Here is a 23971-nt window from a genome sequence, read left to right as displayed (position 1 = left end):
CATTCGGCCATCTTCAGATTTTTCGGGATGACAGAAATGAACGAGATCCAGATGCTGATCGGCGGCCAAGCCCGCGCCGCATCGAATGGCGCCACCTTCGAGCGCCGCAACCCGCTCGACCACAGCGTGGCGACCCGAGCCCCCGCCGCCACGGTGGCCGACGCCCAGGCGGCCGTTGACGCGGCGGCCAAGGCCTTCCCGGCCTGGGCCGCCATGGGGCCGGGCGAGCGTCGCGTGCTGCTGATGAAGGCCGCGCAGGCGCTCGAAGCCAAGGGCGAGGCGTTCGCCGCCGCGATGGCCGCCGAGACCGGCGCCTCCGGCATCTGGGCCGGCTTCAACGTCCATCTGGCGGCCGACATGCTGCTCGAAGCCGCTTCCCTCACGACCCAGATCAGCGGTCAGGTGATTCCGTCCAATGTGCCGGGCAACGTCGCGATGGCGGTGCGCCAGCCCGCTGGCGTGGTGCTGGGCATCGCGCCCTGGAACGCGCCGGTGATCCTCGGCGTGCGCGCCATCTCGACCCCGCTGGCCTGCGGCAACACCGTGATCCTCAAGGGCTCCGAGCTCTGCCCGGCCACCCACGGCCTGATCATCGAGGCGCTGCAGGAAGCCGGCCTGCCGCCCGGCGTGGTCAACTTCGTCACCAACGCCCCGGCCGATGCCGGCGCGGTGGTCGAAGCCATCGTGGCGCATCCGGCGCTGCGCCGGGTCAACTTCACCGGCTCGACCAAGGTCGGCAAGCTGATCGCCCAGACCTGCGCCAAGTACCTCAAGCCGGCCGTGCTCGAACTCGGTGGCAAGGCGCCGTTCGTGGTGCTCGACGACGCCGACATCGACGCGGCGGTCGCCGCCGCGACCTTTGGCGCCTTCGCCAACTCGGGCCAGATCTGCATGTCGACCGAGCGCCTGATCGTCGATCAGGCCGTGGCCGACGAGTTCGTCGCCAAGCTGACGGCGCGCGCGCAAAGCCTGCCGCTGGGCGACCCGCGCCTGGGCCCGGTGGTGCTGGGTTCGGTGGTCGATATGGCGACGGTCGAGCGCTGCAACGCCTTGATCGACGACGCGCTGGGCAAGGGGGCCAAGCTGCTGTGCGGCGGCAAGGCCGACAGCACCCTGATGCCGGCCACCCTGCTCGACCATGTCACGCCCGCGATGGAGATCTACCGCGAGGAGTCGTTCGCCCCGGTCAAGGCCATCGTGCGCGTCAATGGCGTCGAGGAGGCCGTGGCCTGCGCCAACGACAACGAGTTCGGACTGGCCGCCGCCGTGTTCGGCCGCGATGTCTCGCGCGCCTGGCAGGTCGCCGGTCGCATCGAGTCCGGCATCTGCCATCTCAACGGCCCGACCGTGCACGACGAGGCCCAGATGCCGTTTGGCGGCGTCAAGTCGTCTGGCTACGGCAAGTTCGGCGGCCAGGCCGGCATCGATTCCTTCACCGAGCTGCGCTGGATCACGATCCAGAACCAGCCGCGTCACTATCCGTTCTGATCCGGTCGATTCCGAGCCAACACATCACAGAGGAGCAGCAATTGATAAGCAAGATGACTTCAACCTGGGGCCTGGCCGCACTGGCGCTGGCCTCGGTCCAGCCGGTGGCGGCACAGCCCGTCAACGCGGGCCAGCAGTACTACCAGAAGATCTGTGCCAAGTGCCATGAGGTGGGCACCGGCCCCGTCATCACGGGCCGCGGTCTGCCCGCGATCACCTATGTCAGCATCGCGCGCAACGGCAACCGTGCCATGCCCGCCTTCCGCGTGACCGACATCGACGACGCGACGCTGCAGCAGCTGGCCGACTATCTGGCCAGCACGCCGGTCAAGAACCCTTGAGGAGAGCCGCCATGAGCACCGACCGACGTTTTGTCCTGAAAGGCCTGGCCGCCGCCGGCCTGCTGGCCGCCATGCCCTGGGCGCAGGCAAGCGCCAGCGCGGCGACACCGCTCGCTGACGCCGCCGCCCGCGTGACCCCGCTGGTCAGCGGTGGCGCGCTCGACGCGGCCTTCCTGGCCGGCGTGCGCAACGCCGCCGCCAAGCCCGCTGGCGCCCTGGTCAACCCGCCGCTGCAAGGCCTGGAGGCGGCGACCTACCAGCAGCTCGACAGGCTGCTGAACGACGACACCCCGACCCTGCTGGTCGGACTGCTCGACGATGCCGCCGCCGTCCTGGTGCTGGACCTGGTGCGTTCGGCCGGTGGCCGCGTGCTGTCGGTCGAGCACCACCGCATCGGCGCTGGCAGCGCCGGCCAGCAACGGGCCGGCGCGCTGGGCCAGGCCCTGGTGGCCGGTGCCGACGCCGCGGTCACCGCCGGCCGCGTGCACGAGAACGGCAGCGCCTATGTCGCACTGCGCTGCGTGATCTGAACAGGAGCAAGATTCCATGACAAGCAAATACCAGGCCCTGCCCAAGGGCGTTTCCGAAGCCCGTTTCGACGCGGCGATCAAGAAGTTCAGCGCGGCCCTGGGTGCCGATCAAGTGCTGACCTCGGCCGAGCATCTGCGGCCCTACACCAAGGTCATGATGTCGGTGCCCGATGCGCGCCACCAGCCGTCGGCCGTCGTCACCGCCACCAGCGTCGAGCAGGTGCAGGCCGTGGTCAAGATCTGCAACGAGTACAAGATCCCGGTCTGGACCATCTCGACCGGCCGCAACTTCGGCTACGGCTCGGCCGCGCCGGTCGAGCGCGGCCAGATCGTGCTCGATCTGAAGAAGATGAACAAGATCATCCACATCGATCCCGAGCTGTGCACCGCTCTGGTCGAGCCCGGCGTGACCTACCAGCAGCTCTACGACTACATCGAGGACAACAAGCTGCCGCTGATGCTGTCGTTCTCGGCGCCGTCGGCGATCGCCGGCCCGGTCGGCAACACGATGGACCGCGGCGTCGGTTACACCCCCTACGGCGAGCATTTCCTGATGCAGTGCGGCATGGAGCTGGTGCTGGCCAACGGCGACGTGTTGCGCACCGGCATGGGCGGCGTCAAGGGCGACAAGGCCTGGCAGGTCTTCAAGTGGGGCTACGGCCCGACCCTGGACGGCATGTTCACCCAGTCCAACTACGGCATCTGCACCAAGATGGGCTTCTGGCTGATGCCCAAGCCGCCGGTGTTCAAGCCGTTCGAGATCAAGTTCGACAACGAAGCCGACATCAACGAGATCGTCGAGATGCTGCGCCCGCTGCGCATCGCCAACATCATCCCGAACGCGGTGGTGATCGCCGGCACGCTGTGGGAAGCCGCCACCTGCGGCGTGCGCCGCTCCGACTACATCACCGAGCCGGGCGCCACGCCGGACTCCGTGCTGGCGCAGATCCGCAAGGACAAGCACCTGGGTGCCTGGAACGTGTACTGCGCGCTGTACGGTTCGCCGGAGCAGGTCGAGGTCAACTGGAAGATCGTCACCGAGACCATCAAGCGCGCCGGCAAGGGCCGCATCGTCACGCAGGAAGAAGCTGGCGACACCCAGCCTTTCAAGTACCGCGCGCAGCTGATGTCGGGCGTGCCCAACCTGCAGGAGTTCGGCCTCTACAACTGGCGTGGCGGCGGTGGCTCGATGTGGTTCGCCCCGGTCAGCCAGGCCCGTGGCAGCGAGTGCGACAAGCAGTACGCGCTGGCCAAGCAGATCCTGAACAAGCATGGCCTGGACTATGTCGGCGAGTTCATCGTCGGCTGGCGCGACATGCACCACGTGATCGACGTGCTGTACGACCGCACCAGCGAGGAGGAAACGAAGCGCGCCAACGCCTGCTTCAACGAACTGCTCGACGAGTTCGAGAAGGAAGGCTACGCCGTCTACCGTGTCAACACCGCCTTCCAGGAACGTGTGGCGCAGAGCTACGGCCCGGTCAAGCGTTCGGTCGAACGCAAGATCAAGCGCGCGCTGGACCCGAACGGCATCCTGTCACCGGGCAAGAGCGGCATCAACATCTGACGCGGGATTGAGGATCACCCCGCAAGGGGTGCAGAGGAGACATATGAAATTCAACACAATGACCGGCGTCCTGGCCCTGGCAGCCACGCTGGCGGGCGGAGCCGCGCAGGCCGAAGGCCATTACGTCACCGGCGTCGAGGGCCTGCAGGGCTCCAGCGTGCCGCCGGCGGGCAATTACTACCTGGGCTATCTGGTCAACTACGACATCCAGAGTTTCCGCGCGCCCGGCAGCGACAGCGACATGCCGGGTAGCAACACCGGTACCGTCACGGCGCTGGCCAACCGCTTTGTCCACATCACCGACACCAAGCTGTTAGGCGCCGACTACGGCTTCGAGACCATCATTCCCGTCATCAAGACCTCGCTCGACATCAAGGCTGCCGGCCTGGACGCCAGCGACAGCGGCGTGGGCGACGTGTACGTCGGACCGCTGGTGCTGGGCTGGCATGGTACTCAATGGGATGCCGTGGCCGCCGCCGGCCTGTGGCTGGACAATGCCAGCACCGATGGACCCGCGGCTGCTGGCAAGGGCTACAAGTCCACCATGCTGACCGGTGGCGTGACCTACTACTTCGACCAGCAGAAGTCCATTTCCGGTTCGGCCCTGTTCCGCTACGAGTACAACGGCAAGAAGGACAATGGTGTGCGTCCGGGCGATCAGTTGTCGCTGGAGTGGGGCGTGGGCAAGAACTACGGCGCCTACTCGCTGGGCGTGGTGGGCTACAGCCAGTGGCAGCTGAGCAATGACAAGGGCAGTGCCGCCGCTCCGGGCAAGGCCGAGCGCCATGCGCTGGGCGCCGAGCTGGTGTACCCGGTCGCCTCGGCGGGCCTGTTCCTCAAGGGCGCTGCCTACCGTGAGTTCAGCGTCGAGGCTGGCAGCGGCCCCGAGCCCAAGGGCAACCTGTTCCGTCTGAGCCTGGTCAAGCCGTTCTGACTCGCGGGGAGCTGCGCGTTGTCCTTCGCGCACCAGCTCCCCCCAGACCATGGTATTCTTGATCGAAATAAAATCTTAGTCTGCGCAATTAATCCATCATGGAATTCAACGCGGAAGACTGAAACTCATCCAATCAATCAGGAATCCATTATGTTCAGCGAACTTCTCGAAAAAGTGGGTTTGAGTGTTCCGGCCATCGTTGTCGAGGCTGTGGGGGCCGCGGTGGAAGCCATTGGCGAAGTCACGGAAAACGAAACCGTGCAGACAATTGGCGCAACCATCAAGGAAAATTCAGAAACCCTCTCGGGCTGACAAGCTCCGCCGCCTGGCTGCTCCTGCTCACTCAAACGCCGGCAGCTCGGGCTTGTGCACCGGCTTGCCTGCCGCGGCCCAGGCGTCGAAGCCGCCGGCGATCGACTTCACGTTCAGATAACCCATCTCCCGCATCGCGACGGCGGCCAGCGCGGCACGTCCGCTGGTCTTGCAGTAGATCACGAAGCTCAGGTCGCGGCTGGCCAGCTGCGCCGAGCCGCTGAGCTTGAACTCCAGCAGGCCGCGCGAGGCGTGGATGGCGCCGGGCAGGTGGCCGGCGGCGAACTCCTCGGCCTCGCGCACGTCGAGCAGCACATCGGCATCGCGGATCGCGGCTTCGGCGTCAGTGACGGGGATTTCGGCGACCTGCGCCTTGGCGGCGGCGACCAGATCCATTGCGGTTTTCATGCGGGCTGTTCCTGTCTGATAAAGGGTGAGGGGTATCCGGCCATTGTCGCGCAGCGACCGGCCCGTGGCAAGCTCAGTCCGGGTCGGACTCCGCTGCCCGCAGCGCGCGCCGCTCCCGCACCGCCTGCGCCAGCTGCTGCAACAGCGGCAAGGTCTGCTCGAAGCTGATGCAGGCGTCGGTCACCGACACGCCGGGCTGCAGCGGCTGGCCCGGCACGATGTCCTGCCGGCCCTCGTGCAGATGGCTCTCGATCATGACGCCGGTGATGCGGCGCTCGCCGCCCGCGAGCTGAGCGGCCACGTCGGCGCCGACCTCGAGCTGGCGCCGGTGCTGCTTGCTGCTGTTGGCGTGCGAGCAGTCGATCATCACCTGCTCGCGCAGACCCGAAGCACGCAGCACGGCGCAGGCCGCCTCGACGTCGGCGGCCGAGTAGTTGGGCTGCTTGCCGCCGCGCAGGATCAGGTGGCAGTCCTGGTTGCCGCGGGTTTCGAAGATCGCCGCCAGCCCCATCTTGGTCATGCCCATGAAGGCGTGCTCGGACTGCGCCGCGACGATCGCGTCGGCCGCCACCTTGACGCCGCCGTCGGTGCCGTTCTTGAAGCCGATCGGGCAGCTCAGGCCGCTGGCGAGCTGGCGGTGGCTCTGGCTTTCCGTGGTGCGCGCCCCGATCGCGCCCCAGCTCACCAGATCGCTGATGAACTGCGGCGACAGCAGGTCGAGGAACTCGGTGCCGACCGGCAGGCCGATTTCCAGCACATCGAGCAGCAGCTGGCGCGCGCGCTCCAGCCCTTCATTGATCGCGAAGGTCCCATCCAGATGCGGGTCGTTGATGTAGCCCTTCCAGCCCACCGTGGTGCGCGGCTTCTCGAAATAGACCCGCATCACGATCAGCAGATCCTGCTGCAAGGCGTCGGCCTGCTCCTTGAGCCGGCGCGCGTAGTCGAGCGCCTGCTCATGGTCGTGGATCGAGCAGGGTCCGACCACCACCAGCAGGCGGTCGTCCTGGCCGTGCAGCACGCGCGCGATGGCGGCCCGGCTGGCTTCGACCAGCGCCTGCGCCGGCTCGGGCGTCGGCAGCCATTCCTGCAGCAGCGCGGGCGTCAGCAGCGGGCGCACGGCGCGGATGCGCAGGTCGTCGGTATGGGTCTTGTCCTGGGTGTGGATCGGGCTAGGGGTATGCATGGCGATGGAAAAAATCAGGCGGTGGCGCAGCAGGCATGGCGTTGCCAGAAGCGCGGCAGCGTGGCCTTGGAGCATTGCTGCAAGGCCTGCAGGAAATCATGTCCGGGCGCGGCGATGCCGTGGCGTTCGCGCAGATCGCGCTGGATGCGCAGCAGCAGCTCGGCCGTGACCTCGGCATCGGACAGCGCCCGGTGCGCGCGGCCGTTGCGCGGCAGCGCATGGAAATCGGCCAGCGTGCCGAGCTTGTGGTTTGGTGCGTCCGGGTAGAGCCGGCGCGACAGCAGCACGGTGCAGGCGAAGGGTTGGGGCGCTTCGAGGTCGACGCGCGCGAGCTCGGACTGCCAGAACTTGCGGTCGAAGGAGGCGTTGTGCGCCACCAGCGGCCGGTCGCCGACGAAGCGGGCGGCTTCCAGCATCACCTGCGCGGCGGGTGGCGCCTCGCGCAGCATGGCGTTGTCGATGCCGGTCAGCTCGGTGATGAAGGACGGGATCCGGACCCCGGCATTCATCAGGCTCTGGTAGCGGGCGACCACCCGGCCGTTCTCGGTCAGCACGATGGCGACCTCGGTCGCGCGCCCGCCGGCTTCGGGCAGCAGCCCGCTGGTTTCGAAGTCGATGACGGCAATGGCGCTCATGGTGCGCTAGTCTACGCGCAGACCCCTCCATGGCTTGCGCGCATGGAGTCAGCCGGCGCGGCCGCGCCGGTCGGTCAGGCCCGCGCGCCAGGTCTTGGCGAGCTCGATCTGCAACCAGTCGCGCGCCTGCGGCAGGGTCTCGAACAGCGTGACCCGGTAGACCGGGTGCTGCGGCCCCTCCAGCAGGATGGACTCCAGCCGCTGCGTCAGCCGCGGGTCGGTTCCGACGTAGACCGCCCGTACCTGCGGGTTGCTGGCCTGCGCGCCGTACTGGATCGCGGCGAGCTCGATCAGCATGTCCTCGTCCAGTTCGTGGCCCGTGACGGCGCTGAAATCGTTGATCACGTAGCGGATGTCGTCGAACCTCGGGTCGGCCTGTATGGTTTCGACCGAGCGCACGAACTCGTCGGCCGAGACATGGCCCGACAGGCGCTTGTACACCCCCTTGTGTTCCCAGACGATTTCGCAAGTCATGATGATGGTGGCGCTCCGGAGCGGCTTCAATGGCATGGTAGACCATCCTAATGGTAATTACTATGCTGCAGAGCCGCATACCTCCCTATCATCAGATGCCATGTGTGCCAGTCGCATGGTGGCGCGCCAGCCGGCCGCCTCCTTCCTCCCGCCGGTTCCGCTCCAGGCCATTGTCCTGGCGGCACTGCCGATGCCGGTCTGTGCCGGCTCGCTTGAGCCTCAGGCCACCACGCTGGCGACTGGATTGACGTGGTTGATGGGGCTGGTCGTGCTCTGGCGCTACAAGCGCAGTGCCGACCAGGCCCGGCGCCTCGGCGAGGCGAGGCTGGCCGAGGCACGCCAGGAGCTGCAGCGGGTCACCGAGCAGGCATCCAGCGCCCTGCAGCAGGCCCGCAGCGAGCGCGAACGGCTCGAACAGGCGCTGTTCGCCAGCGAGCAGCGCCTGGGTAGGCATCTGGAATGCGCCAGCGAACTGGTGTTTGCGCTCGATCTCGACGGCTGTGTCCAGCAACTGTCGGCCAACTGGCGCCAGGCGCTGGGTGTCGACCCGGGCGGCCTGCTCGGGCAGAACCATGCCTGGCTGATCCATTCCCAGGACCAGCCGGCCTGCCAGGGCGCGATCGAGCGTGCGTTGGCAAGCCGCAGCCCGCAGGACGAAGTCGAGTACCGGATCCGGCACGCCGAGGGTGACTGGCGCTGGCATGCCGCCAGGATCGCGCCGCTGTTCGATGCCAACGCGCGCATGGTCGGTCTGCTCGGCGTCGCGCGCGAGCTCGCGGCAGACCTGCGACCGGACCGGCGCACGCGCCAGCGGGCGCATTTCGACGCGCTGACCGGGCTGCCCGGCCGGAGCCTGTGCCTGGACCGGCTGCAGCAGGCGCTGCGCCAGTCCGAGCGCCACGGCGACCGGGTCGCCTTGCTGCAGGTCGATCTCGACCGCTTCCAGTCCCTCAACCAGCGCTGGGGTCATGCCGTCGGTGACCTCGTGCTGCTGGAGGCCGCCGCCCGCATCGCGGCCTGCGTGCGCGCGTCCGACACGGTAGGCCGTTGCGGCGGCGACACCTTCATGGTCCTGCTGCCCAACGTCGGTTCCGAGCGCGAAGCCCTCAAGGTGGCGGACAAGATACGCCGCACCCTGAGTGAACCCCTGCCGCTGCGCCGGCAGGCGCTCGCGCTGACTGTCAGCATCGGCCTCGCGATCTACCCGGACCATGGCCTGGATGAGGACGAACTGTTCACGGGCGCCAGCCAGGCGGTCCGTCTCGCCAAGGATGACGGCCGCGACCGGGTCGCCTGCGCGGTGGCCAGCCCGAGCGGGCCTGAGCGACGCGAAGCGCTACGGGCGTGAGGCTTGCAGGCCGCGCGGCGACTTGCTGCCGCATCTTCTGGATCGAAATTTTTTGTTGCAGCGCAACAAAAAAGCTTGCGCGAGGCGGAAACCGCTCCTAGAATGGAATCCATGTTGCAGTGCAATATGCGTTCGGGAATGCTCCCGGACCCGGCGCCGCAGCGTAGTCCCCAAGCAACTATTCAGGAGGAATTCCATGCTGACCGTCGAACAAATCGTTTCCAATCAGAAAGACCAGACCGCCGCTTTCTACGAGCTGGCCAACCAGGCCGTCACCGGCGTCGAGCGCCTGTCGGAACTCAGCCTCAAGGCTCTCAAGGCCGGTCTGGCCGACAGCGCTGCCCAGACCGAAGCGCTGCTGAGCGTCAAGGACGTGCAAGGCCTGCTGGCCCTGCAAGGCAATGACTTCAAGGCCGCCGCCGAGAAGGCCAGCGCCTATGGCCGCGAACTGTATGAAATCGCCACCGGTTTCGGCGGTCAGTTCACCAAGGCTGCCGAGGCCCGCGCCGCCGAGGCACAGAAGCAGATCACGGCCTTCGTCGAGAGCGCCGTCAAGAACGCCCCCAAGGGCACCGAGCAGGCCGCCGCTGCCCTGCAGACCGCTGTCGCCACCGCCGGCAACGCCTTCGAGTCGGTCCAGAAAGCCGTCAAGCAGGCTTCCGAGCAGGCCGTCGCCAGCATCGACACCATGGCCAACAGCGCGCTGAGCGCCGCCACCAGCACGGCCACCGTCACCGACGTCAAAGCCAAGAAGGCTGCCTGATCGTCCGGCGCGAGTCGCCAGCAAGCCCCGTCGCCCCTCCCGGGTTCCGGGGCTTTTTTAGGTTCTTCGCCGATTCAGCTCCATTCCGTGGCACAAGCACTAGAAGCCCTGCTGTATCGATCGCGGATCGTGAACCGCATCGGGCCACTGCACATGGTCCTGCTCGTTGAGCGCGCGCGCCTGTACAACCAGGCGGCGGGGATCACCGGGCATCTGGTTTACTTCGACCACAGCTTCATGCAGTACGCCGAGGGTCCGTCGGCGGCGATCGACATCCTGTGGCGCAAGCTCCAGTCCGACCCGCGTCATTTCGACGTTGAACTGCTGGCGCGCTTCCCGCTGGCGCAGCGCCGCTACTGCGGCTCGTCCCTCATGTTCTCAGCCATGCCTTACTACCAGCAGTACCAGATGACGGGTTTCTCGCCGGTCGAGCCAGGCGACATGGACGCCCTGCTCGCGAGCTGCCTGTCCCAGCAACAGACAAGACAGGTGGCCACCTAGCCGCACTCAGGGCTGGAACCGGTAGCCCTCGGCGGCATGAGCCAGCCATTGCCCATCACCGCGTAGTTCAAGCACCTGGCTGTGGTAGGCCAGTATGGTCGAGCGGTGCCCGACGCTGATCAGCGTGGTCCGGCCGTCCATCAGTTGCTGGTAGAGCTGGCGTTCGTTGGCCAGATCGAGGGCGCTGGTGGCCTCGTCCAGGATGGCGTAGCGTGGCTGGGTCAGCAGCAGGCGGGCGAATGCCAGCCGCTGCTGTTCGCCCATGGAAAGGGTCTTCTCCCAGTCGAGCTCGGCGTCCAGGCCACCCGAGCGCTCGGCCAGGTCGGACAGGTTGACCCGTTCGAGCAGGTCGAGCAGTTGCCGGTCGTCGACCTGGCGCTCCCGGTTCGGGTACAGCAGCTGGTTGCGCAGCGAGCCCAGCAGCATGTAGGGCTGCTGCGGCAGGAACATGATCTCCTCCGGGTGGGGACGCAGGATCTTGCCGCTGCCGCTGTCCCAGAGGCCGACGATGGCGCGCAGCAGCGAGCTTTTGCCGCAGCCGCTGGCCCCGACGACCATCAGGCCCTGGCCCGGCTCGACCGCCAGCGACAGCTCGCGCACCAGCACGCGCTCGGCGCCGGGTGTCTGCAGCGTCACGCGCTCCAGCGCCAGACCCGGGACGCCCTCGACCGATTCGATCCGGCTGGGCTCGTGCCTGGGGGCCGTGCCAGGCTCGCCCTCGCCGTCGAGCTGGCGCGAGAAACTGTCCAGCCGTTCGATGCCGGCCGCGAAGCGGCTCAGGCTCTCGAAGTTGTCGACGATGACCGAGATCGCGCTCAGCACGGCGGTGAAGGCGCCGGCGGCCCGCACCGCCATGCCGACCTCCAGCTCGCCGGCCAGCACCCGCTCGGCGATGATGGCGCTGGGCAGCACGATGGTCAGCATGGAATAGCCGTACTGGAACAGGTTGAGGAAGAACTGGCCCTTGATCAGGCGCAGGTAGTTCTCGTAGACCGTGGCGAAGCGGTGCCTGACCTGCTGCAGCTCCTGCTGCTCGCCGCGGTAGAGCGCGATCGCCTCGGCCTTTTCGCGCACCCGCACCAGCCCGAAGCGCAGGTCGGCCTCGCGCTTGATCTGGCGGAAATTGAGCCCGGTCAGTGGCTTGCCGAAGATGCGCAGCGTGATGAAGGTGCCGGCGCAGGCGTAGATCGCGAGGAAATAGACCAGGGTGCGCGAGATGTCCCAGAGCACGCTGCTGAAGGCCGCCAGCTGCATGGCCGAGCCGATCAGGATCATCAGGAAGAACAGCGAGCGCTGGGTGAAGGTGTTGATGTCCTCGGCGATGCGCTGGTCCGGATTGTCGACCGAGGCCTGCGCATTGAGCTCGTAGTAATGGCGGTCGCTGAAATAGCGCTGCAGGAAACGTCCGGTCAGCCAGCGCCGCCAGCGGATGCCCAGCGTGTCGCGCACCCAGTAGAAGCAGGCGTAGGTCGGCACGGCTCCGATCAGCAGGCCCAGGCAGATATGGATCGAGTGCCAGAAACGGTCGCCATCGCGCGCCGCCAGCGCCGAGGTGAACTCGCCGGTCTGCTCGTTGAGCAGCACCGCGAAGGCGGTCTGGCTCAGCAGCAGCAGGACGAGCAGCCCGAGCAGGCAGAACGCCTGCTTCTTCTCCTCCGAACGCCAGTAGGGCGCGGCGATGTCGAGGAAGCGCTGCCAGAGCGGGCGGTTGGCGGATGTCATGGGGGCTTGCGGATGCCGATGCGGGTTTTGATCATGCCCGCAAACATGCGCTCAAGTGGAAATTTTTTGTTCGCCGCCTGCTTTTCATCTGCCGCTTCCATCATGTATCCAATACGATGCACGTGATTCATCAGGCGATCTTGCCAGTCAATCCGTAGGGAGTGGATAGAAATGAAAGCAAGGAATTTCGCGTTCTCGGCCGGTTTCATGGCGCTGGCCGTGCTCGCCGGCTGCTCCCACCTGCCGGGCGCCAAGCCCGCCGCCCAGGCCATGATCGAGTCCAGCTCGGGCAGCCAGGTTCGGGGTACGGTCAGCTTCACGCCCATGGGCGACAAGCTGCTGGTCGAGGCCGATCTGTCCGGCCTGACGCCGGGCGAGCATGGCTTTCATGTGCACGAAGGTGGCGATTGTTCGGCGCCCGATGCCAGCAGCGCCCGGGGGCATTTCAACCCGGCCGGCATGATGCACGGCCACCACCAGCAGTACCATGCCCAACGGCATGCCGGGGATCTGCCCAACCTGATGGCGGATGCGAACGGCCGGGCTCGCTATCGGGCCGAGGTGGCCGGACTGACGGCTGATATCGGTCCGCTCGGCATCGTCGGCCGCAGCCTGGTCGTGCATGCCGACGCGGACGACTACCGCTCCCAGCCGGCGGGCAACTCCGGTCGTCGCATCGCCTGCGGGGTCATCAAGACGCCTTGATCAGGCGTTCAGCCGCGATGCACCGCCAGCCCGCCGAAGGACTGGGCGACCGGCATCAGCTCGATCTCGTTGACGTTGACATGGGCCGGCAGGGTGGCGATCCAGTGCACCGATTCGGCGATGTCCTCGGCTGTGAGCGGCTGCACGTTGGCATAGACGCCGGCCGCCCGCGCGTCGTCGCCATGGAAGCGCACATTGGAGAACTCGGTGCCGCCGCACAGGCCGGGTTCGATATTGCTGACGCGCAAGCCCGTGCCGTGCAGGTCGGTGCGCAGGTTCAGGCTGAACTGACGCACGAAGGCCTTGGTCGCGCCGTAGACATTGCCCCCGGCGTAGGGCCAGTTGCCCGCGGTCGAGCCGATGTTGATCACATGGCCGCGGTTGCGCGCCACCATGCCGGGCAGCAAGGCGCGCGTGACCTGGACCAGCCCGGTGCAGTTGGTGTCGATCATGTCCTGCCAGTCGTCGAGGCTGGCCTGCTGCGCCGGCTCCAGCCCGAGCGCCAGGCCGGCGTTGTTGACCAGCAGGTCGATCTCGGCGAAGCCGGGCGGCAGCGCGTCCGGGATGGCCGCGACGGCGGCGCGGTCGCGCACGTCGAGTTCGAGCGGCAACAGCGCGTCGCCGAGCTCGTCGGCCAGCGCCCGCAGTCGGTCCAGCCGGCGCGCGGTCGCGACCACGCGATGGCCCTCCCGGACAAAGCGGCGGGCGATGGCCGCACCAAAACCGGCGGAAGCGCCGGTGACGAAAACGATCATGTTTGGCTCCTCTGAGTTGGAGCAGACACTGTAACGTCCTTACTTGTTCAGGTACTTGTTGCCGATCGCATGCACCTCGGCGGCCAGCTTGGCGCCGTCCAGGCCCTTGGCCGTGGCCTGCTTGATCCAGTCGGCCTCGACCGAGGCGGCCGTCTTCTGCATCGCCTTGTAGTCGGCGTCCTTGATCACCAGGATCTTGTTGCCACGCGCCAGCATGGCCTTGCGCGCGGCCTCGTTGCCGTCGTCCCAGACCTTGGCGGTACGCTCAAGCAGCGGCAGGCCGCTGCGCTTGTCGAGCACGGCCTTGAGCTCGGGCGACAGGCTCTCGTACTTCTTCTTGTTCATCAGCAGCGCGAACGGCGTCTGCGTGAAGCCGGGCTGCTTGGCCGGACCCTCGATGTGGTACTTGGTCACCTCGTCGACCTTGACCGCCGGCAGCACTTCCCAAGGCGCCATGGCGCCGTCGATGATGCCCTTGGAGATGCCCTCGGTGATCTGCGCCGGCGACATCGTCACCGGCACGCCGCCGAGCGCCTGCAGGAACAAGGAGGGGTAGCGCGAGGGGCTGCGCAGCTTCAGGCCCTTGAGGTCCTCGGGCACGAGGACGGGCTTGCTCGCTGTGCTGATCACCACGCTGGAGCCGCTCCAGATCGACAGCACCTTGAAATCCTTGAAGTCTTCCAGCGCGTGCTTCTGGGTGAACTCCCACATCGCGAGCGAGCCGCCCAGGCTGCTGCGCGGCAGCGTGAACGGCAGCTCAAGCGCCTCGGAGCGCGGGAAGCGGCCGGTCGAGAAGCTCGGCGAGACCCAGGCGATGTCGGCCACGCCGTTCTTGACCTGGTCGGGCAGCTGCGCGACGGTGCCGCCGAGCTGCAGCGCCGGGTAGAGCTGGCACTTGAGCTTGCCGCCCGAGTCCTTGTCGAGTTCGGCGCACCAGGGCTCAAGCACCTTGCTGTGGAAGTTGTGGTTGGAGCCGAGGTAATGCGAGACCTTGAGCGTGACCGTCTGGGCCTGCAGTGCGGTGGCGCCGAGCGCGAAGGGCAGGGCGGCGATCAGGGTGGGGAACAGTTTCATCAGATTGCCTCGTGGAGTGGATCGCCTGATGGTATTCCTTCGGAGCGGCCCGGTCAGAACCTCGTCCGGAAGTGATACCGTCCGGGTTCCGATTGACTCACTTTGTAGCCATGCCACGCCTCCAGTTCCAGCCCGCCGCGCGCTATCCCTTCGTCACCGAGCTTCAGATCTACGCCAGCCACATCAACGAGGGCGGCCACCTCGACAACGTGCAGCTGCTGTCCCTGGTGGCAGAAGCCCGCGGACGCTTCTTTGCCAGCCTGGGCTACAGCGTGCTGGACGTGGCGGGCCATGTCTTCTTCGTTGGCGACCAGGCGGTGCAGTACAAGTCCGAGGGCTTCCACGGCCAGACGCTGCGCATCGAGATGGCGCCCGCCGATTTCAACCCCAAGGGTTTCGACCTGGTCTACCGTGTCAGCGAAGCGCAGTCCGGCCGCGAGGTGGCGCTGGGCAAGATCGGCCTGGTCTGCGTCGATCCTGGCAGTCGCAAGCCCAGCGCCATCCCCGAGACCTTCTGGCGGCAGTTGCAAGCCCTCTGAAGGATGGCCGGGCTGGTGGTTCGAGCAGGGGCTCAGAGCCGCTCGAACACGGCGGCGATGCCCTGGCCGCCGCCGATGCACATCGTCACCAGCGCGTAGCGGCCGCCGGTGCGCTGCAGCTCGTACAGCGCCTTGGTCGCGATCACCGCGCCCGAGGCGCCGATCGGGTGGCCCAGCGCGATCGCGCCCCCGTTCACGTTGGTCCGGGCCGGGTCGAGACCGAGCCCGCGTGACACCGCGATCGCCTGCGCCGCGAAGGCCTCGTTGCTCTCGATCACGTCGATCTGGTCCAGCGTCAGGCCGGCCTTCTTGAGCGCGAGACGGGTAGCCGGGATCGGGCCTTCACCCATGACGTCGTTCGGCACGCCAGCCACCGCGTAGGAGGCCAGGCGGGCGATCGGCTGGTGACCGTGCGCGGCGGCAACCGCGGCATCGGCCAGCACGAAGAAGGCGGCGCCGTCGTTGATGCCCGAGGCGTTGCCGGCGGTGACCGAGCCGTCCTTCTTGAACGCCGGCTTCATCCTGGCCAGTGAATCGAGCGTGGTGGCGGGCTTGACATGCTCGTCGGTGTCGAAGACGACGTCGCCCTTGCGGGTCTGGCGGACGATCGGCACGATCTGCGACTTGAAACGGCCCTCGGCGATCGCGGTGGCGGCGCGCTGGTGCGATTCGACCGCCAGCGCATCCTGCTCCTCGCGCGTGATGCCCCATTTGCTGACCAGGTTCTCGGCCGTGATGCCCATGTGGCCGACGCCGAACGGATCGGTCAGCGTGGCGACCATGGTGTCGATCAGCTGGGTGTTGCCCATGCGGGCGCCGTTGCGCATCGCCGTCGACAGGTAGCCGCCGCGGCTCATCACCTCGACGCCGCCACCGATGCCGTAGTCGCAATCCCCCAGCAGGATGTTCTGCGCCGTCGTCACGATGCCCTGCAGCCCGGACGAGCATAGCCGGTTGACCGACATCGCGACCGAATCCATCGGCAGGCCGGCCTGGATCGATGCGACGCGCGCCACGTAGGCAAAGCGGCTCTCGGTCGGGATGGTGTTGCCCACCGTCACATAGTTGATCGCCAGCGGGTCGACGCCGGAGCGCTCGACCGCCGCCTTCATCACGCTGCCGGCCAGTTCCGCCGGTTCGATTTCCGCCAGGGCGCCGCCAAAAGTGCCAACCGCCGACCGCACCGCACTGAGTACCACCACGTCACGCTGATTCATGTCTGCCTCTGTTTGAAGAAATGCCCGGCGTCTGAATGCGCCGAGTGACATGCATGCTAGGCGCCAGGGATTGCCGGGTACTTACAGATGCTGGCGCGTGGCCGGGGAAATATCCATGCCGTGGCTGCCCTGGCCAGCTAGTGGCGGTTGCGGAAAAAGGCGTGCCAGCAGGCGGCGCAGAACCAGCGCTGGGGTCCGAGCTGTACCCCGCCTTCGGGGACGCGGTCGCGGTCGCAGCAGGTGCAGTGCAGGAGCTTGTTCATGTGAGACTCCATGGCGCGGTGCCGGGTAAAGACGACCCAGTCTACGTCGTTATGCGTGACGCTGGCGTGACAGCCGCGAGCTTGCCCTCCATTTCAGGTCTGATCGGCATAGTCGCCGGTCTGGCGTTCTTCGTAGCGGCCATCTACAAGGCCAGAAGCCGAAGGCCAAGTGAGCTGAACCCAGCGGTGCCGAGCCACCGAAGAACACAGCTCCCGGAGCGATAGACAGAAGCGGCCGCTTGTCCCATCATGCAAGCGGTCGCTCGCGATCCTGCCTGTGGCCAGCCCGGTTCTACCGGCGCCTGCTTCCCTGTTTCAACTTCAGGAGAGACCCATGTCCAAAGTCCTCGTGCTCTATTACTCGACCTACGGTCATATCGAGACCATGGCCCAGGCCGTGGCCGAAGGCGCTCGCGCCGCCGGTGCCCAGGTGGATGTCAAGCGCGTGCCCGAAACCGTGCCGGCCGAGATCGCCAAGTCGGCCCATTTCAAGCTCGACCAGGCGGCCCCGGTCGCGACCGTCGCCGAACTCGAAGGCTATGACGCCATCATCGTCGGCGCCCCGACCCGCTATGGCCGCATGCCCTCGCAGCTGGCGGCCTTCCTCGACCAGACCGGCGGCCTGTGGGCCCGTGGCGCGCTGAACGGCAAGGTCGGCGGCGCCTTCACCTCGACCGCCACCCAGCATGGTGGCCAGGAGGTCACGCTGTTCTCGATCATCACCAACCTGATGCACTTCGGCATGGTCATCGTCGGCCTGCCCTACAGCTTCCAGGGCCAGTCGACGCTGGACGAGGTCGTCGGCTGCAGCCCCTACGGCGCCTCGACCATCGCCGGCGCGCAGGGTCAACGTCAGCCGAGCGCGATCGAACTCGATGGCGCCCGCTACCAGGGCAAGCTGATCGCCGAGACGGCCAGCAAGCTGTTCGGCTAGCCAGCCTTGGCCCGAGATTGCGGCTAACGAAACCGTGAAGGCAGCCATCATGAGCACGACGCGCGAGGAACGGGATGCCATGGGCCCCGTCGAGGTGGATGCGCAGCGCCTGTGGGGAGCCCAGACCCAGCGCTCGCTGGAGCATTTCGCCATCTCCACCGAACGACTGCCGCTGTCCTTCATCCAGGCGCTGGCGTCCGTCAAGCTGGCCTGTGCCAGGGTCAATGGCAGGCTCGGGCTGCTGCCGCAGCACAAGGCGCAAGCCATCGCCGCCGCCGCCGAGGAGGTGCTGGCGGGACGGCACGATGGTGAATTCCCCCTGTCGGTCTGGCAAACCGGCTCCGGCACCCAGACCAACATGAACATGAACGAGGTGCTGGCCAATCGCGGCTCCGAACTGCTGCTCGGACCGCGCGGCAGCCAGCACCTGCTGCACCCCAACGACGAGGTGAACCTGGGGCAGTCGTCGAACGATGTCTTCCCGACCGCCATGCATCTGGCCGCAGCGCTGGAGATGAGCCTGCGGTTGCTGCCCGCCCTGGACCGGCTGACTGCGGCGCTGGACCAGAAGGCGCAGGCATTCGCCGCCATCGTCAAGCTGGGCCGCACCCACCTGCAGGATGCCACCCCGATCACGCTGGGTCAGGAGTTTTCGGGCTATGTGGCGCAGCTCAGCCAGGCCCGCTCGCTGCTGGGCGGCTCGCTGGCCTGGCTCCATCCCCTGGCCATCGGCGGCACCGCGGTCGGCACCGGTCTCAATACCCATCCCGAGTTCGGCCAGCAGGTGGCAGCCGAACTGGCCCGCCTGCACCAGCTCCCGTTCACCAGCGCCGACAACAAGTTCGCCGCGCTCGCCGCGCACGATGCGCTGGCGGCCGTGCATGGCGTGCTCAAGACACTGGCCGCAGCGCTGATGAAGATCGCCAACGATGTCCGCTGGCTGGCTGGCGGCCCGCGCGGTGGCCTGGGCGAGCTCAGCATCCCGGAAAACGAGCCCGGCAGCTCCATCATGCCGGGCAAGGTCAACCCGACCCAGTGCGAGGCGCTCACCATGCTGTGCTGTCAGGTGATGGGCAATGACGTGGCGATCGGAATCGGCGCCGCCAGCGGGAATTTCGAGCTCAATGTCTACAAGCCACTGATCGCTCACAACCTGCTGCAAAGCATCCGCCTGCTCGCCGACGGCATGAACAGCTTCGAGGCCCATTGCGTGCGCGGCATCGAGGCGCGCCGTGACCGCATCGCCGAACACCTGGAAAAGTCCCTGATGCTGGTGACCGCGCTGGTGCCCCGGATCGGCTACGACAAGGCGGCCGAGATCGCCAAGCTGGCCCAGCGCGAGGGCACGACCTTGCGCGCCGCCGCCCTGGCATTGGGTTACGCCACGCTGGCGCAACTCGACGGCTGGCTGGATCCAGCCGCCATGCTGGGCGCCGCCGACGGCAGCATGGCCCAGCCCTGAGTGGCGTACCGGGCGATCTGGTCGTCAGCCCTTGAATGCCGTGGTGTCGCCAGGACGCCGCAGCATCTTGTTGACTTCGTCCTGATGCATTTCCTCGATGGCGATCATGTCCCGGGCGTACTCTTCCAGCAGCACCGACTGGCCTTGGACGATCTTCAGCAAGTCGTAGTAGGCGGCCAGGGCGTTCTTTTCGTGCGCCAGGCTCTCGCGCAGGATGTCGCCGATGTCGTGCTGCTCGGTTTCCAGCAGGGGCCCGATCTTCAACGAGGGATGGCCGCCCAGCAGCGTGACCAGCTCCCCGGCCTTGTGGGCATGGGCCAGGCTCTCGTCGGCATTGCCCTTCAGCCAGGACACGATCGGGATCCGGTTGTAGCCGAACACCATGAGGGAGTAGTGGGTGTACTTCACCACGCCAGCGAGTTCAAGTTCCATGATGCGGTTGAGGGCCTCGATCGCGGCTTGGGTCTTCGATTCATCCATGACGGCTTCCTTTCCGGTGGCAGATGTGCTCCCGAGATGGAGGATTCTCAGGGGTTTATGCCATTTTGTCATCCGTGGCAATTCATTTGCAGGATGTTCTGTGCGGATGGCTTCATTGGCCTGTAGGATGAAATGGTTTTGTTCAGTTCAACGCAACGGGTGCTCCGAGCCCGAGGGAAAGGGAGATTTCCATGAGCCGTGCCATCGAGGACTTGCTTCACGAACACGAAGCCATTCTTTTCGCACTGAAAATTCTCGCCAGCATCAACCGCAAGCTGGAAGCTGCCAGCCCGGTGGACGCGGCCGACCTGTCCGCTTTTGTGGGTTTCCTGAAGGAGTTTGCAGACAAGTGCCATCATGGCAAGGAGGAAGGGCTGCTGTTTCCTGCGCTGGCCGCCTCCGGTGTGCTGGAGGCGGCCGCTCCATTGGGCATGCTGCTCAAGGAGCACGAGGAGGGTCGCCGCTGGATGGCGGAGATGTCTGCCGCGATCGAGCCAGTGCTCGACGCCGCCGCCTTCATCCATGCCGCCCGAGGCTACACGGAACTGCTGCAGGCGCATATCGGCAAAGAAAACGAGGTGCTGTTCCCCATGGCCGAACGGGTGCTGTCGCCAGAGCGCCTGGAATCCTTGTACGAGGCCTTCGAGCAACATGAGTCCAAGGTGATCGGCCCGGGACGACACGAGGAACTCCACGCGCTGCTCAAGTCACTGAAAGGCAGATACCCAGCGGCTTAGGTGAATGCAGCATCCCTGGCGCAAGTCCGACTGCTGCTTCGGGTCTGAATCCGCCGGCTTCTCATTTCGGGGTCTTTGGGCGTCTGGCATCGGCGGGCAGGCGATCCAGCATCATCTGCATCATCTGTTCCATCATGGCCATGCGCCGCTCCATCTGCATGTGCCTGCCCATCATGCCGCCCATGCCGGGCATCCCCCCGGCAGCCGCTGGAGCCGCGCCGCGCATCTGCTCCATCATGGCCATGCCCGACTGCATCAGCTTCATGTGCTCGTTCATCAGCGCCGCGCGTTCGGCCGGCGTCCTGGCGGCCAGCATCTTCTGGTGCATCGCCTCCATCGCCTGCTGCTGGCGATTGAACGCATCAGACGCGGGAGCCAGCATGGGGGCTGGCATGGGAGCTGCCTGGATGGCGGCCGTGGCGGGGGCACTGCCTGCCGGTGGCTGGGCGGAATAGCCCTCTTCGGCCTTGGGGGGCGGAGTCACGGCACAGCCGGAAATGATCAGGGCAGTCATCAGCCCGGTGATGGTGTAGGAACGCATGATGTTCTCCTTGTTGAATCAACACGACATGACGGCGCGGGAGCGGTGCCGCCCAACCTTGTCTTGACAGTGGTCAAGACGGCTCACTTACGCAGGAACGACAGCAGCGCATCGTTGAAAGCCTGCGAGTGCGACAGGTTCAGCCCGTGTGGCGCGCCGTTCACCCGCACCAGCTGGCTGTGGGGCACGGCGCGGTGGGTGCGCTCGCCCGAGCCTTCGATCGGCACGATCGCGTCCGCATCGCCATGGATCACCAGCGTGGGCACGGTCACCTGCTTCAGGTCCGCGCGGAAGTCGGTGCTGCTGAACGAGTCCATGCAGGCCAGCGCCGCATGCGGCGCCGACTGGTGGCACAGGGCGATCGCGTCGCCGCGCTGCGATTCGGTGACCTGTAGCAGGCCATTGGCCGAGAAGAAGCCGCGGGTGAACTGGTCGAAGTAGGCGTTGCGGTCTCGTTCGAGCGCCTGCCTGTTCTGTTGCGCCTGCTCGGGCGTGAGCGGGCCTTCCGGGTTGTCGGCGCTCTGCATCAGGCAGGGCGGCACGGCGGCGGCGAACACCACGCTGTGCAGGCGCGATTCGCCGTGGCGGGCGATGTAGCGCGCCACTTCGCCGCCGCCCATCGAGAAGCCCACCAGCGTCACGTCCCGCAATCCGCACTGGTCCATGACGCGCTGCAGGTCGTCGGCCAGCGTGTCGTAGCTGTAATCCGAGTCCGGTTTGTCGGAGCGGCCGAAGCCCCTGCGGTCATAGGTCACCACGCGATAGCCGGCCGCTTGCAGCACCGGCACCTGCGGCGCCCAGGCCTGGGCCGACAGCGGCCAGCCATGGATCAGCACCACCGGCCTGCCGCCGCCACCGCTGTCGTCGATGTGCAGGCGCACGCTATCCGCGGGGGCTTGGTCGGTGCGGCTCGAATCCTTCGGGTGCTCCAGGATGCCAGCGGCAGCACCCCCCAGTGCTCCGGCAACGGCACCCAGCGTGGCCCCAACCACCACCCCTACCGGGCCGGCCACCGCGACGCCGATGGCGGCGCCCGTGGCCATGCCGGCCGCCATGCCACCCGCCATCAGCACCGAATGGACCTCGCGCTCCACTTCCTGGGAGTCCAAGGGAAACTGTGCCGCGGGATCGGTGTCCTGCGACGGAATGCCGTGGCCGGGATGCGCTTGCTCGGCAAGGTCTTCGTCGTCGGGTTCCGGGTCGGGCGGCGGGGTGTCGGACATGCTCATGAGCTTCTCCTGAGTGAGTGGATGCCGCAATCAAGCACGACAGGCGTGCTGCGAACGGCTGAGCGACCTTATGTCCGCAAAAGCGGGGCCGTCTGTGCGGCAGGACGCTTTCGTCTTCACAGCGGCCAGGCTGGCACAATCGCCCGTCCGCAAAGCTGCACCCCGACTTTTCCTGATGACTCCTACGCTAGACGGTACGCTGGGCATAGACTTCGGCACTTCCAATTCGGCCATGGCCTGGGCCGACGCCCAGGGCAAGGCGCGCCTGATCCCGCTCGAGGGCGAGGCGCTGGCGCTGCCCACCGCCTTGTTCTACAACGCCGAAGACCTCAGCACCCACTTCGGTCGTGATGCCGTGGCCCAGTACCTGGCCGGCACCGAGGGCCGGCTGATGCGCTCGCTCAAGAGCCTGCTGGGCAGCTCCCTGCTGCAGGAAAAGACCGTCGTCAACGGCCAGAGCGTCAGTTTCCAGGACATCATCGCCCAATTCCTGGCCATGCTGCGCGAGCGCGCCACCCAGGCCCTGGGCGCGGCGCCCCGGCGCGTGGTGATGGGCCGGCCGGTGCATTTCGTCGATGACGACCCCGTGCGCGATGCCGCGGCCCAGCAGTCCCTGCTGCAGGCCGCGCTGGCGGTGGGTTTCGAGCAGGTATCGTTCCAGCTCGAACCGATTGCGGCCGCGCTCGACTACGAGCGCCGTCTGGCGCGTGAAAGCCTGGTGCTGGTGGTCGACATTGGCGGCGGCACCTCGGACTTCACCGTGGTGCGGCTGGGGCCGGATCGCATGACTGCTGCCGACCGCAGCCGCGATATCCTGGCCACCACCGGCGTGCACATCGGCGGCACCGACTTCGACCACAAGCTCAGCCTGGAGTACGCGATGCCGCTGCTGGGCTACCGCCACCTGGGGCCGCAGCAGCGCGAGGTGCCCAGCCGCGTCTTCTTCGACCTGTCCAGCTGGCACCTGATCAACTGGCTCTATCAGCCGCGCGCGATCAGCCAGGCCCAGTCCCTGCGCAGCAACTATGCCGACCCGCGCCTGCATCAGCGGCTGATGGCGGTGCTGTCCCAGCGCCACGGCCACCGCATTGCCCATGAGCTGGAGCAGGCCAAGATCCGCTGCTCGCAACTCGATCACGGCACCCGGGTCGACCTGTCGTATGTCGAGCCCGACCTGAGCTCGTCCATGGAAACGGCAGGCCTGCGCGATCACCTGGCCGCCTTGCTGGCGCGCACCGTGGCCTGCGCGCGCGACTGCGTGCAGCGTGCCGGCCTGGACGACGCTGCCCTCGACGCGATCTACCTCACCGGTGGCTCGTCGGCGCTGCGGCCGTTCCAGCAGGCGCTGCAGGCCGAGTTCGCGGGCGTGGCGCTGGTCGAAGGCGACCTGTTCGGCGGCGTGGCCTCGGGGCTGGCCTACAGCCGGGGCTGAGCGTTCACAGTGGCCTCCCGGTCTTCTGGCGCACGACCAGTTCCATGCCCAGCAGGTCCAGCACCTTCTGCAACTGCACGGTGCGCTTGCCGTGCTCGATGTCGACGATCAGCCGATTGCCCGTGTTGCCAATGCCCGTCAGATCGATCTGGCGAAGGCCGCAGGCACGGGGCGCTGCTCACGCAAGATCCGGCCGAGGTCGGCTGCCGTGCGTACCTTGTCCTCGAGACCAGAAGAATGACCTTCCAGTAATTCTGATGCAGATTTCGGGTAAGCGCGTGAACAACTACGCCCTGGCGCCGGTGGCCGAGGTTTGACAGGATTGCGTCCGCAACCAAGAACTGCGGACGCAACGATGACAGAAGATGATTTGAGCTTTCTCCCGCTGAAAGTCAGC

Annotated in this window: 29 protein-coding genes; 15 read left to right on the top strand and 14 right to left on the bottom strand. The window is 66.8% G+C overall.

What is annotated here, in order from left to right:
* The first annotated feature begins 36 nt into the window (after positions 1-36).
* The 6 genes from PHR85_RS12550 to PHR85_RS12525 all read left to right on the top strand — a co-directional run bounded on the left by PHR85_RS12550 (position 37) and on the right by PHR85_RS12525 (position 5172).
* Positions 37-1488: an aldehyde dehydrogenase gene (locus PHR85_RS12550; RefSeq protein ID WP_300054752.1), complete on the top strand. Its 1452-nt coding sequence runs from the start codon at positions 37-39 to the stop codon at positions 1486-1488.
* A 53-nt stretch (positions 1489-1541) separates the two neighbouring features.
* Positions 1542-1829 (top strand): cytochrome c, encoded by a 288-nt coding sequence (locus PHR85_RS12545; RefSeq protein ID WP_300054750.1) that lies wholly within the window; start codon positions 1542-1544, stop codon positions 1827-1829.
* Between the two features lie 11 nt (positions 1830-1840).
* Positions 1841-2359, top strand: a complete 519-nt coding sequence (locus PHR85_RS12540; RefSeq protein ID WP_300054749.1) for a hypothetical protein — start codon at positions 1841-1843, stop codon at positions 2357-2359.
* Between the two features lie 16 nt (positions 2360-2375).
* Positions 2376-3926: an FAD-binding oxidoreductase gene (locus PHR85_RS12535; protein WP_300054748.1), complete on the top strand. Its 1551-nt coding sequence runs from the start codon at positions 2376-2378 to the stop codon at positions 3924-3926.
* A gap of 43 nt (positions 3927-3969) precedes the next feature.
* The gene (locus PHR85_RS12530; RefSeq protein WP_300054747.1) at positions 3970-4860 is read left to right on the top strand and encodes a transporter; all 891 of its coding nucleotides are present in this window, start codon (positions 3970-3972) and stop codon (positions 4858-4860) included.
* Between the two features lie 150 nt (positions 4861-5010).
* A complete protein-coding gene (locus tag PHR85_RS12525; RefSeq protein WP_300054746.1) occupies positions 5011-5172 on the top strand; it encodes a hypothetical protein in 162 nt (53 codons plus the stop codon).
* Between the two features lie 27 nt (positions 5173-5199).
* Here PHR85_RS12525 and PHR85_RS12520 read toward each other — a convergent pair whose 3' ends face one another.
* The 4 genes from PHR85_RS12520 to PHR85_RS12505 all read right to left on the bottom strand — a co-directional run bounded on the left by PHR85_RS12520 (position 5200) and on the right by PHR85_RS12505 (position 7908).
* Positions 5200-5580, bottom strand: a complete 381-nt coding sequence (locus PHR85_RS12520; RefSeq protein WP_300054744.1) for a rhodanese-like domain-containing protein — start codon at positions 5578-5580, stop codon at positions 5200-5202.
* Positions 5581-5653: 73 nt separating this feature from the next.
* Complete coding sequence (locus PHR85_RS12515) at positions 5654-6763, bottom strand: 3-deoxy-7-phosphoheptulonate synthase (protein WP_300054742.1); 1110 nt, start codon at positions 6761-6763, stop codon at positions 5654-5656.
* Between the two features lie 14 nt (positions 6764-6777).
* The gene (locus tag PHR85_RS12510; RefSeq protein WP_300054740.1) at positions 6778-7398 is read right to left on the bottom strand and encodes a PolC-type DNA polymerase III; all 621 of its coding nucleotides are present in this window, start codon (positions 7396-7398) and stop codon (positions 6778-6780) included.
* 48 nt (positions 7399-7446) lie between these two features.
* Complete coding sequence (locus PHR85_RS12505; protein ID WP_300054739.1) at positions 7447-7908, bottom strand: hypothetical protein; 462 nt, start codon at positions 7906-7908, stop codon at positions 7447-7449.
* A 64-nt stretch (positions 7909-7972) separates the two neighbouring features.
* Here PHR85_RS12505 and PHR85_RS12500 point away from each other — a divergent pair, with 64 nt between their 5' ends.
* The 3 genes from PHR85_RS12500 (at position 7973) to PHR85_RS12490 (ending at position 10484) form a co-directional block, all read left to right on the top strand.
* A complete protein-coding gene (locus PHR85_RS12500) occupies positions 7973-9220 on the top strand; it encodes a sensor domain-containing diguanylate cyclase (protein WP_300054738.1) in 1248 nt (415 codons plus the stop codon).
* Positions 9221-9416: 196 nt separating this feature from the next.
* On the top strand, positions 9417-9983 hold the full coding sequence (gene phaP / locus PHR85_RS12495; protein ID WP_300054737.1) for a TIGR01841 family phasin: 567 nt from the start codon (positions 9417-9419) through the stop codon (positions 9981-9983).
* Between the two features lie 87 nt (positions 9984-10070).
* Positions 10071-10484, top strand: a complete 414-nt coding sequence (locus PHR85_RS12490; RefSeq protein ID WP_300054736.1) for a BLUF domain-containing protein — start codon at positions 10071-10073, stop codon at positions 10482-10484.
* A 6-nt stretch (positions 10485-10490) separates the two neighbouring features.
* Here PHR85_RS12490 and PHR85_RS12485 read toward each other — a convergent pair whose 3' ends face one another.
* Together PHR85_RS12485 and PHR85_RS12480 are read right to left on the bottom strand one after the other, a co-directional pair.
* The gene (locus tag PHR85_RS12485) at positions 10491-12206 is read right to left on the bottom strand and encodes an ABC transporter ATP-binding protein/permease (protein ID WP_300054734.1); all 1716 of its coding nucleotides are present in this window, start codon (positions 12204-12206) and stop codon (positions 10491-10493) included.
* The gene (locus PHR85_RS12480; protein ID WP_300054732.1) at positions 12203-12337 is read right to left on the bottom strand and encodes a hypothetical protein; all 135 of its coding nucleotides are present in this window, start codon (positions 12335-12337) and stop codon (positions 12203-12205) included. The genes PHR85_RS12485 and PHR85_RS12480 overlap by 4 nt, the downstream gene beginning before the upstream one ends.
* 40 nt (positions 12338-12377) lie before the next feature.
* Here PHR85_RS12480 and PHR85_RS12475 point away from each other — a divergent pair, with 40 nt between their 5' ends.
* Positions 12378-12911: a superoxide dismutase family protein gene (locus PHR85_RS12475; RefSeq protein ID WP_300054731.1), complete on the top strand. Its 534-nt coding sequence runs from the start codon at positions 12378-12380 to the stop codon at positions 12909-12911.
* 8 nt (positions 12912-12919) lie between these two features.
* Here the strand turns inward: PHR85_RS12475 and ydfG are convergent, their stop codons facing one another.
* Positions 12920-13666, bottom strand: a complete 747-nt coding sequence (gene ydfG, locus PHR85_RS12470) for a bifunctional NADP-dependent 3-hydroxy acid dehydrogenase/3-hydroxypropionate dehydrogenase YdfG (protein WP_300054730.1) — start codon at positions 13664-13666, stop codon at positions 12920-12922.
* 39 nt (positions 13667-13705) lie between these two features.
* A complete protein-coding gene (locus PHR85_RS12465) occupies positions 13706-14740 on the bottom strand; it encodes a TRAP transporter substrate-binding protein (RefSeq protein ID WP_300054729.1) in 1035 nt (344 codons plus the stop codon).
* Between the two features lie 110 nt (positions 14741-14850).
* On the opposite strand from PHR85_RS12465, the gene PHR85_RS12460 reads away from it, so the two are divergent.
* Positions 14851-15279, top strand: coding sequence for a thioesterase family protein (locus tag PHR85_RS12460; RefSeq protein ID WP_300054728.1), 429 nt, complete (start codon positions 14851-14853; stop codon positions 15277-15279).
* A 32-nt stretch (positions 15280-15311) separates the two neighbouring features.
* On the opposite strand, the gene PHR85_RS12455 is transcribed toward PHR85_RS12460, so the two are convergent.
* Together PHR85_RS12455 and PHR85_RS12450 are read right to left on the bottom strand one after the other, a co-directional pair.
* Positions 15312-16496 carry an acetyl-CoA C-acyltransferase family protein gene (locus PHR85_RS12455; protein ID WP_300054727.1) on the bottom strand — a complete coding sequence of 395 codons (1185 nt, stop codon included), beginning with the start codon at positions 16494-16496 and terminating at the stop codon, positions 15312-15314.
* 137 nt (positions 16497-16633) lie between these two features.
* Positions 16634-16759 carry a hypothetical protein gene (locus PHR85_RS12450; protein WP_300054726.1) on the bottom strand — a complete coding sequence of 42 codons (126 nt, stop codon included), beginning with the start codon at positions 16757-16759 and terminating at the stop codon, positions 16634-16636.
* A gap of 334 nt (positions 16760-17093) precedes the next feature.
* Between PHR85_RS12450 and wrbA the strand changes: the two genes are divergently transcribed.
* Positions 17094-17693, top strand: a complete 600-nt coding sequence (gene wrbA, locus PHR85_RS12445) for an NAD(P)H:quinone oxidoreductase (RefSeq protein ID WP_300054725.1) — start codon at positions 17094-17096, stop codon at positions 17691-17693.
* 49 nt (positions 17694-17742) lie between these two features.
* Positions 17743-19155, top strand: a complete 1413-nt coding sequence (gene fumC / locus PHR85_RS12440; RefSeq protein WP_300054723.1) for a class II fumarate hydratase — start codon at positions 17743-17745, stop codon at positions 19153-19155.
* A gap of 24 nt (positions 19156-19179) precedes the next feature.
* Here fumC and PHR85_RS12435 read toward each other — a convergent pair whose 3' ends face one another.
* Positions 19180-19635, bottom strand: coding sequence for a ferritin-like domain-containing protein (locus tag PHR85_RS12435; protein WP_300054721.1), 456 nt, complete (start codon positions 19633-19635; stop codon positions 19180-19182).
* 191 nt (positions 19636-19826) lie between these two features.
* Here PHR85_RS12435 and PHR85_RS12430 point away from each other — a divergent pair, with 191 nt between their 5' ends.
* A complete protein-coding gene (locus PHR85_RS12430; RefSeq protein WP_300054720.1) occupies positions 19827-20372 on the top strand; it encodes a hemerythrin domain-containing protein in 546 nt (181 codons plus the stop codon).
* A 61-nt stretch (positions 20373-20433) separates the two neighbouring features.
* Here PHR85_RS12430 and PHR85_RS12425 read toward each other — a convergent pair whose 3' ends face one another.
* Together PHR85_RS12425 and PHR85_RS12420 are read right to left on the bottom strand one after the other, a co-directional pair.
* On the bottom strand, positions 20434-20913 hold the full coding sequence (locus tag PHR85_RS12425) for a hypothetical protein (RefSeq protein ID WP_300054719.1): 480 nt from the start codon (positions 20911-20913) through the stop codon (positions 20434-20436).
* A gap of 83 nt (positions 20914-20996) precedes the next feature.
* Positions 20997-22142, bottom strand: a complete 1146-nt coding sequence (locus PHR85_RS12420; protein WP_300054718.1) for an alpha/beta hydrolase — start codon at positions 22140-22142, stop codon at positions 20997-20999.
* 175 nt (positions 22143-22317) lie between these two features.
* Between PHR85_RS12420 and PHR85_RS12415 the strand changes: the two genes are divergently transcribed.
* Positions 22318-23574, top strand: a complete 1257-nt coding sequence (locus PHR85_RS12415) for an Hsp70 family protein (RefSeq protein WP_300054717.1) — start codon at positions 22318-22320, stop codon at positions 23572-23574.
* Positions 23575-23712: 138 nt separating this feature from the next.
* On the opposite strand, the gene PHR85_RS15235 is transcribed toward PHR85_RS12415, so the two are convergent.
* Positions 23713-23971: hypothetical protein (locus PHR85_RS15235; RefSeq protein ID WP_367278745.1), on the bottom strand; the 259-nt coding region annotated here is incomplete at its 5' end.

Source organism: Malikia sp. (assembly GCF_028687635.1).
In the GTDB taxonomy this organism is placed as follows: Bacteria; Pseudomonadota; Gammaproteobacteria; order Burkholderiales; family Burkholderiaceae_C; genus Malikia.
The sequence above is the reverse complement of the archived record's forward strand: the minus strand, read 5'-3'. Positions and strand labels throughout refer to the sequence as shown.

Excerpts from the sequence above, each read along its gene's own strand:
- PHR85_RS12550 (WP_300054752.1), top strand. The coding sequence starts at position 37 with ATGAACGAGATCCAGATGCTGATCGGCGGCCAAGCCCGCGCCGCATCG.
- PHR85_RS12545 (WP_300054750.1), top strand. The coding sequence starts at position 1,542 with ATGACTTCAACCTGGGGCCTGGCCGCACTGGCGCTGGCCTCGGTCCAG.
- PHR85_RS12540 (WP_300054749.1), top strand. The coding sequence starts at position 1,841 with ATGAGCACCGACCGACGTTTTGTCCTGAAAGGCCTGGCCGCCGCCGGC.
- PHR85_RS12535 (WP_300054748.1), top strand. The coding sequence starts at position 2,376 with ATGACAAGCAAATACCAGGCCCTGCCCAAGGGCGTTTCCGAAGCCCGT.
- PHR85_RS12530 (WP_300054747.1), top strand. The coding sequence starts at position 3,970 with ATGAAATTCAACACAATGACCGGCGTCCTGGCCCTGGCAGCCACGCTG.
- PHR85_RS12525 (WP_300054746.1), top strand. The coding sequence starts at position 5,011 with ATGTTCAGCGAACTTCTCGAAAAAGTGGGTTTGAGTGTTCCGGCCATC.
- PHR85_RS12520 (WP_300054744.1), bottom strand. The coding sequence starts at position 5,580 with ATGAAAACCGCAATGGATCTGGTCGCCGCCGCCAAGGCGCAGGTCGCC.
- PHR85_RS12515 (WP_300054742.1), bottom strand. The coding sequence starts at position 6,763 with ATGCATACCCCTAGCCCGATCCACACCCAGGACAAGACCCATACCGAC.
- PHR85_RS12510 (WP_300054740.1), bottom strand. The coding sequence starts at position 7,398 with ATGAGCGCCATTGCCGTCATCGACTTCGAAACCAGCGGGCTGCTGCCC.
- PHR85_RS12505 (WP_300054739.1), bottom strand. The coding sequence starts at position 7,908 with ATGCCATTGAAGCCGCTCCGGAGCGCCACCATCATCATGACTTGCGAA.
- PHR85_RS12500 (WP_300054738.1), top strand. The coding sequence starts at position 7,973 with ATGTGTGCCAGTCGCATGGTGGCGCGCCAGCCGGCCGCCTCCTTCCTC.
- phaP (WP_300054737.1), top strand. The coding sequence starts at position 9,417 with ATGCTGACCGTCGAACAAATCGTTTCCAATCAGAAAGACCAGACCGCC.
- PHR85_RS12485 (WP_300054734.1), bottom strand. The coding sequence starts at position 12,206 with ATGACATCCGCCAACCGCCCGCTCTGGCAGCGCTTCCTCGACATCGCC.
- PHR85_RS12480 (WP_300054732.1), bottom strand. The coding sequence starts at position 12,337 with ATGAATCACGTGCATCGTATTGGATACATGATGGAAGCGGCAGATGAA.
- PHR85_RS12475 (WP_300054731.1), top strand. The coding sequence starts at position 12,378 with ATGAAAGCAAGGAATTTCGCGTTCTCGGCCGGTTTCATGGCGCTGGCC.
- ydfG (WP_300054730.1), bottom strand. The coding sequence starts at position 13,666 with ATGATCGTTTTCGTCACCGGCGCTTCCGCCGGTTTTGGTGCGGCCATC.
- PHR85_RS12465 (WP_300054729.1), bottom strand. The coding sequence starts at position 14,740 with ATGAAACTGTTCCCCACCCTGATCGCCGCCCTGCCCTTCGCGCTCGGC.
- PHR85_RS12460 (WP_300054728.1), top strand. The coding sequence starts at position 14,851 with ATGCCACGCCTCCAGTTCCAGCCCGCCGCGCGCTATCCCTTCGTCACC.
- PHR85_RS12455 (WP_300054727.1), bottom strand. The coding sequence starts at position 16,496 with ATGAATCAGCGTGACGTGGTGGTACTCAGTGCGGTGCGGTCGGCGGTT.
- PHR85_RS12450 (WP_300054726.1), bottom strand. The coding sequence starts at position 16,759 with ATGAACAAGCTCCTGCACTGCACCTGCTGCGACCGCGACCGCGTCCCC.
- wrbA (WP_300054725.1), top strand. The coding sequence starts at position 17,094 with ATGTCCAAAGTCCTCGTGCTCTATTACTCGACCTACGGTCATATCGAG.
- fumC (WP_300054723.1), top strand. The coding sequence starts at position 17,743 with ATGAGCACGACGCGCGAGGAACGGGATGCCATGGGCCCCGTCGAGGTG.
- PHR85_RS12435 (WP_300054721.1), bottom strand. The coding sequence starts at position 19,635 with ATGGATGAATCGAAGACCCAAGCCGCGATCGAGGCCCTCAACCGCATC.
- PHR85_RS12430 (WP_300054720.1), top strand. The coding sequence starts at position 19,827 with ATGAGCCGTGCCATCGAGGACTTGCTTCACGAACACGAAGCCATTCTT.
- PHR85_RS12425 (WP_300054719.1), bottom strand. The coding sequence starts at position 20,913 with ATGCGTTCCTACACCATCACCGGGCTGATGACTGCCCTGATCATTTCC.
- PHR85_RS12420 (WP_300054718.1), bottom strand. The coding sequence starts at position 22,142 with ATGAGCATGTCCGACACCCCGCCGCCCGACCCGGAACCCGACGACGAA.
- PHR85_RS12415 (WP_300054717.1), top strand. The coding sequence starts at position 22,318 with ATGACTCCTACGCTAGACGGTACGCTGGGCATAGACTTCGGCACTTCC.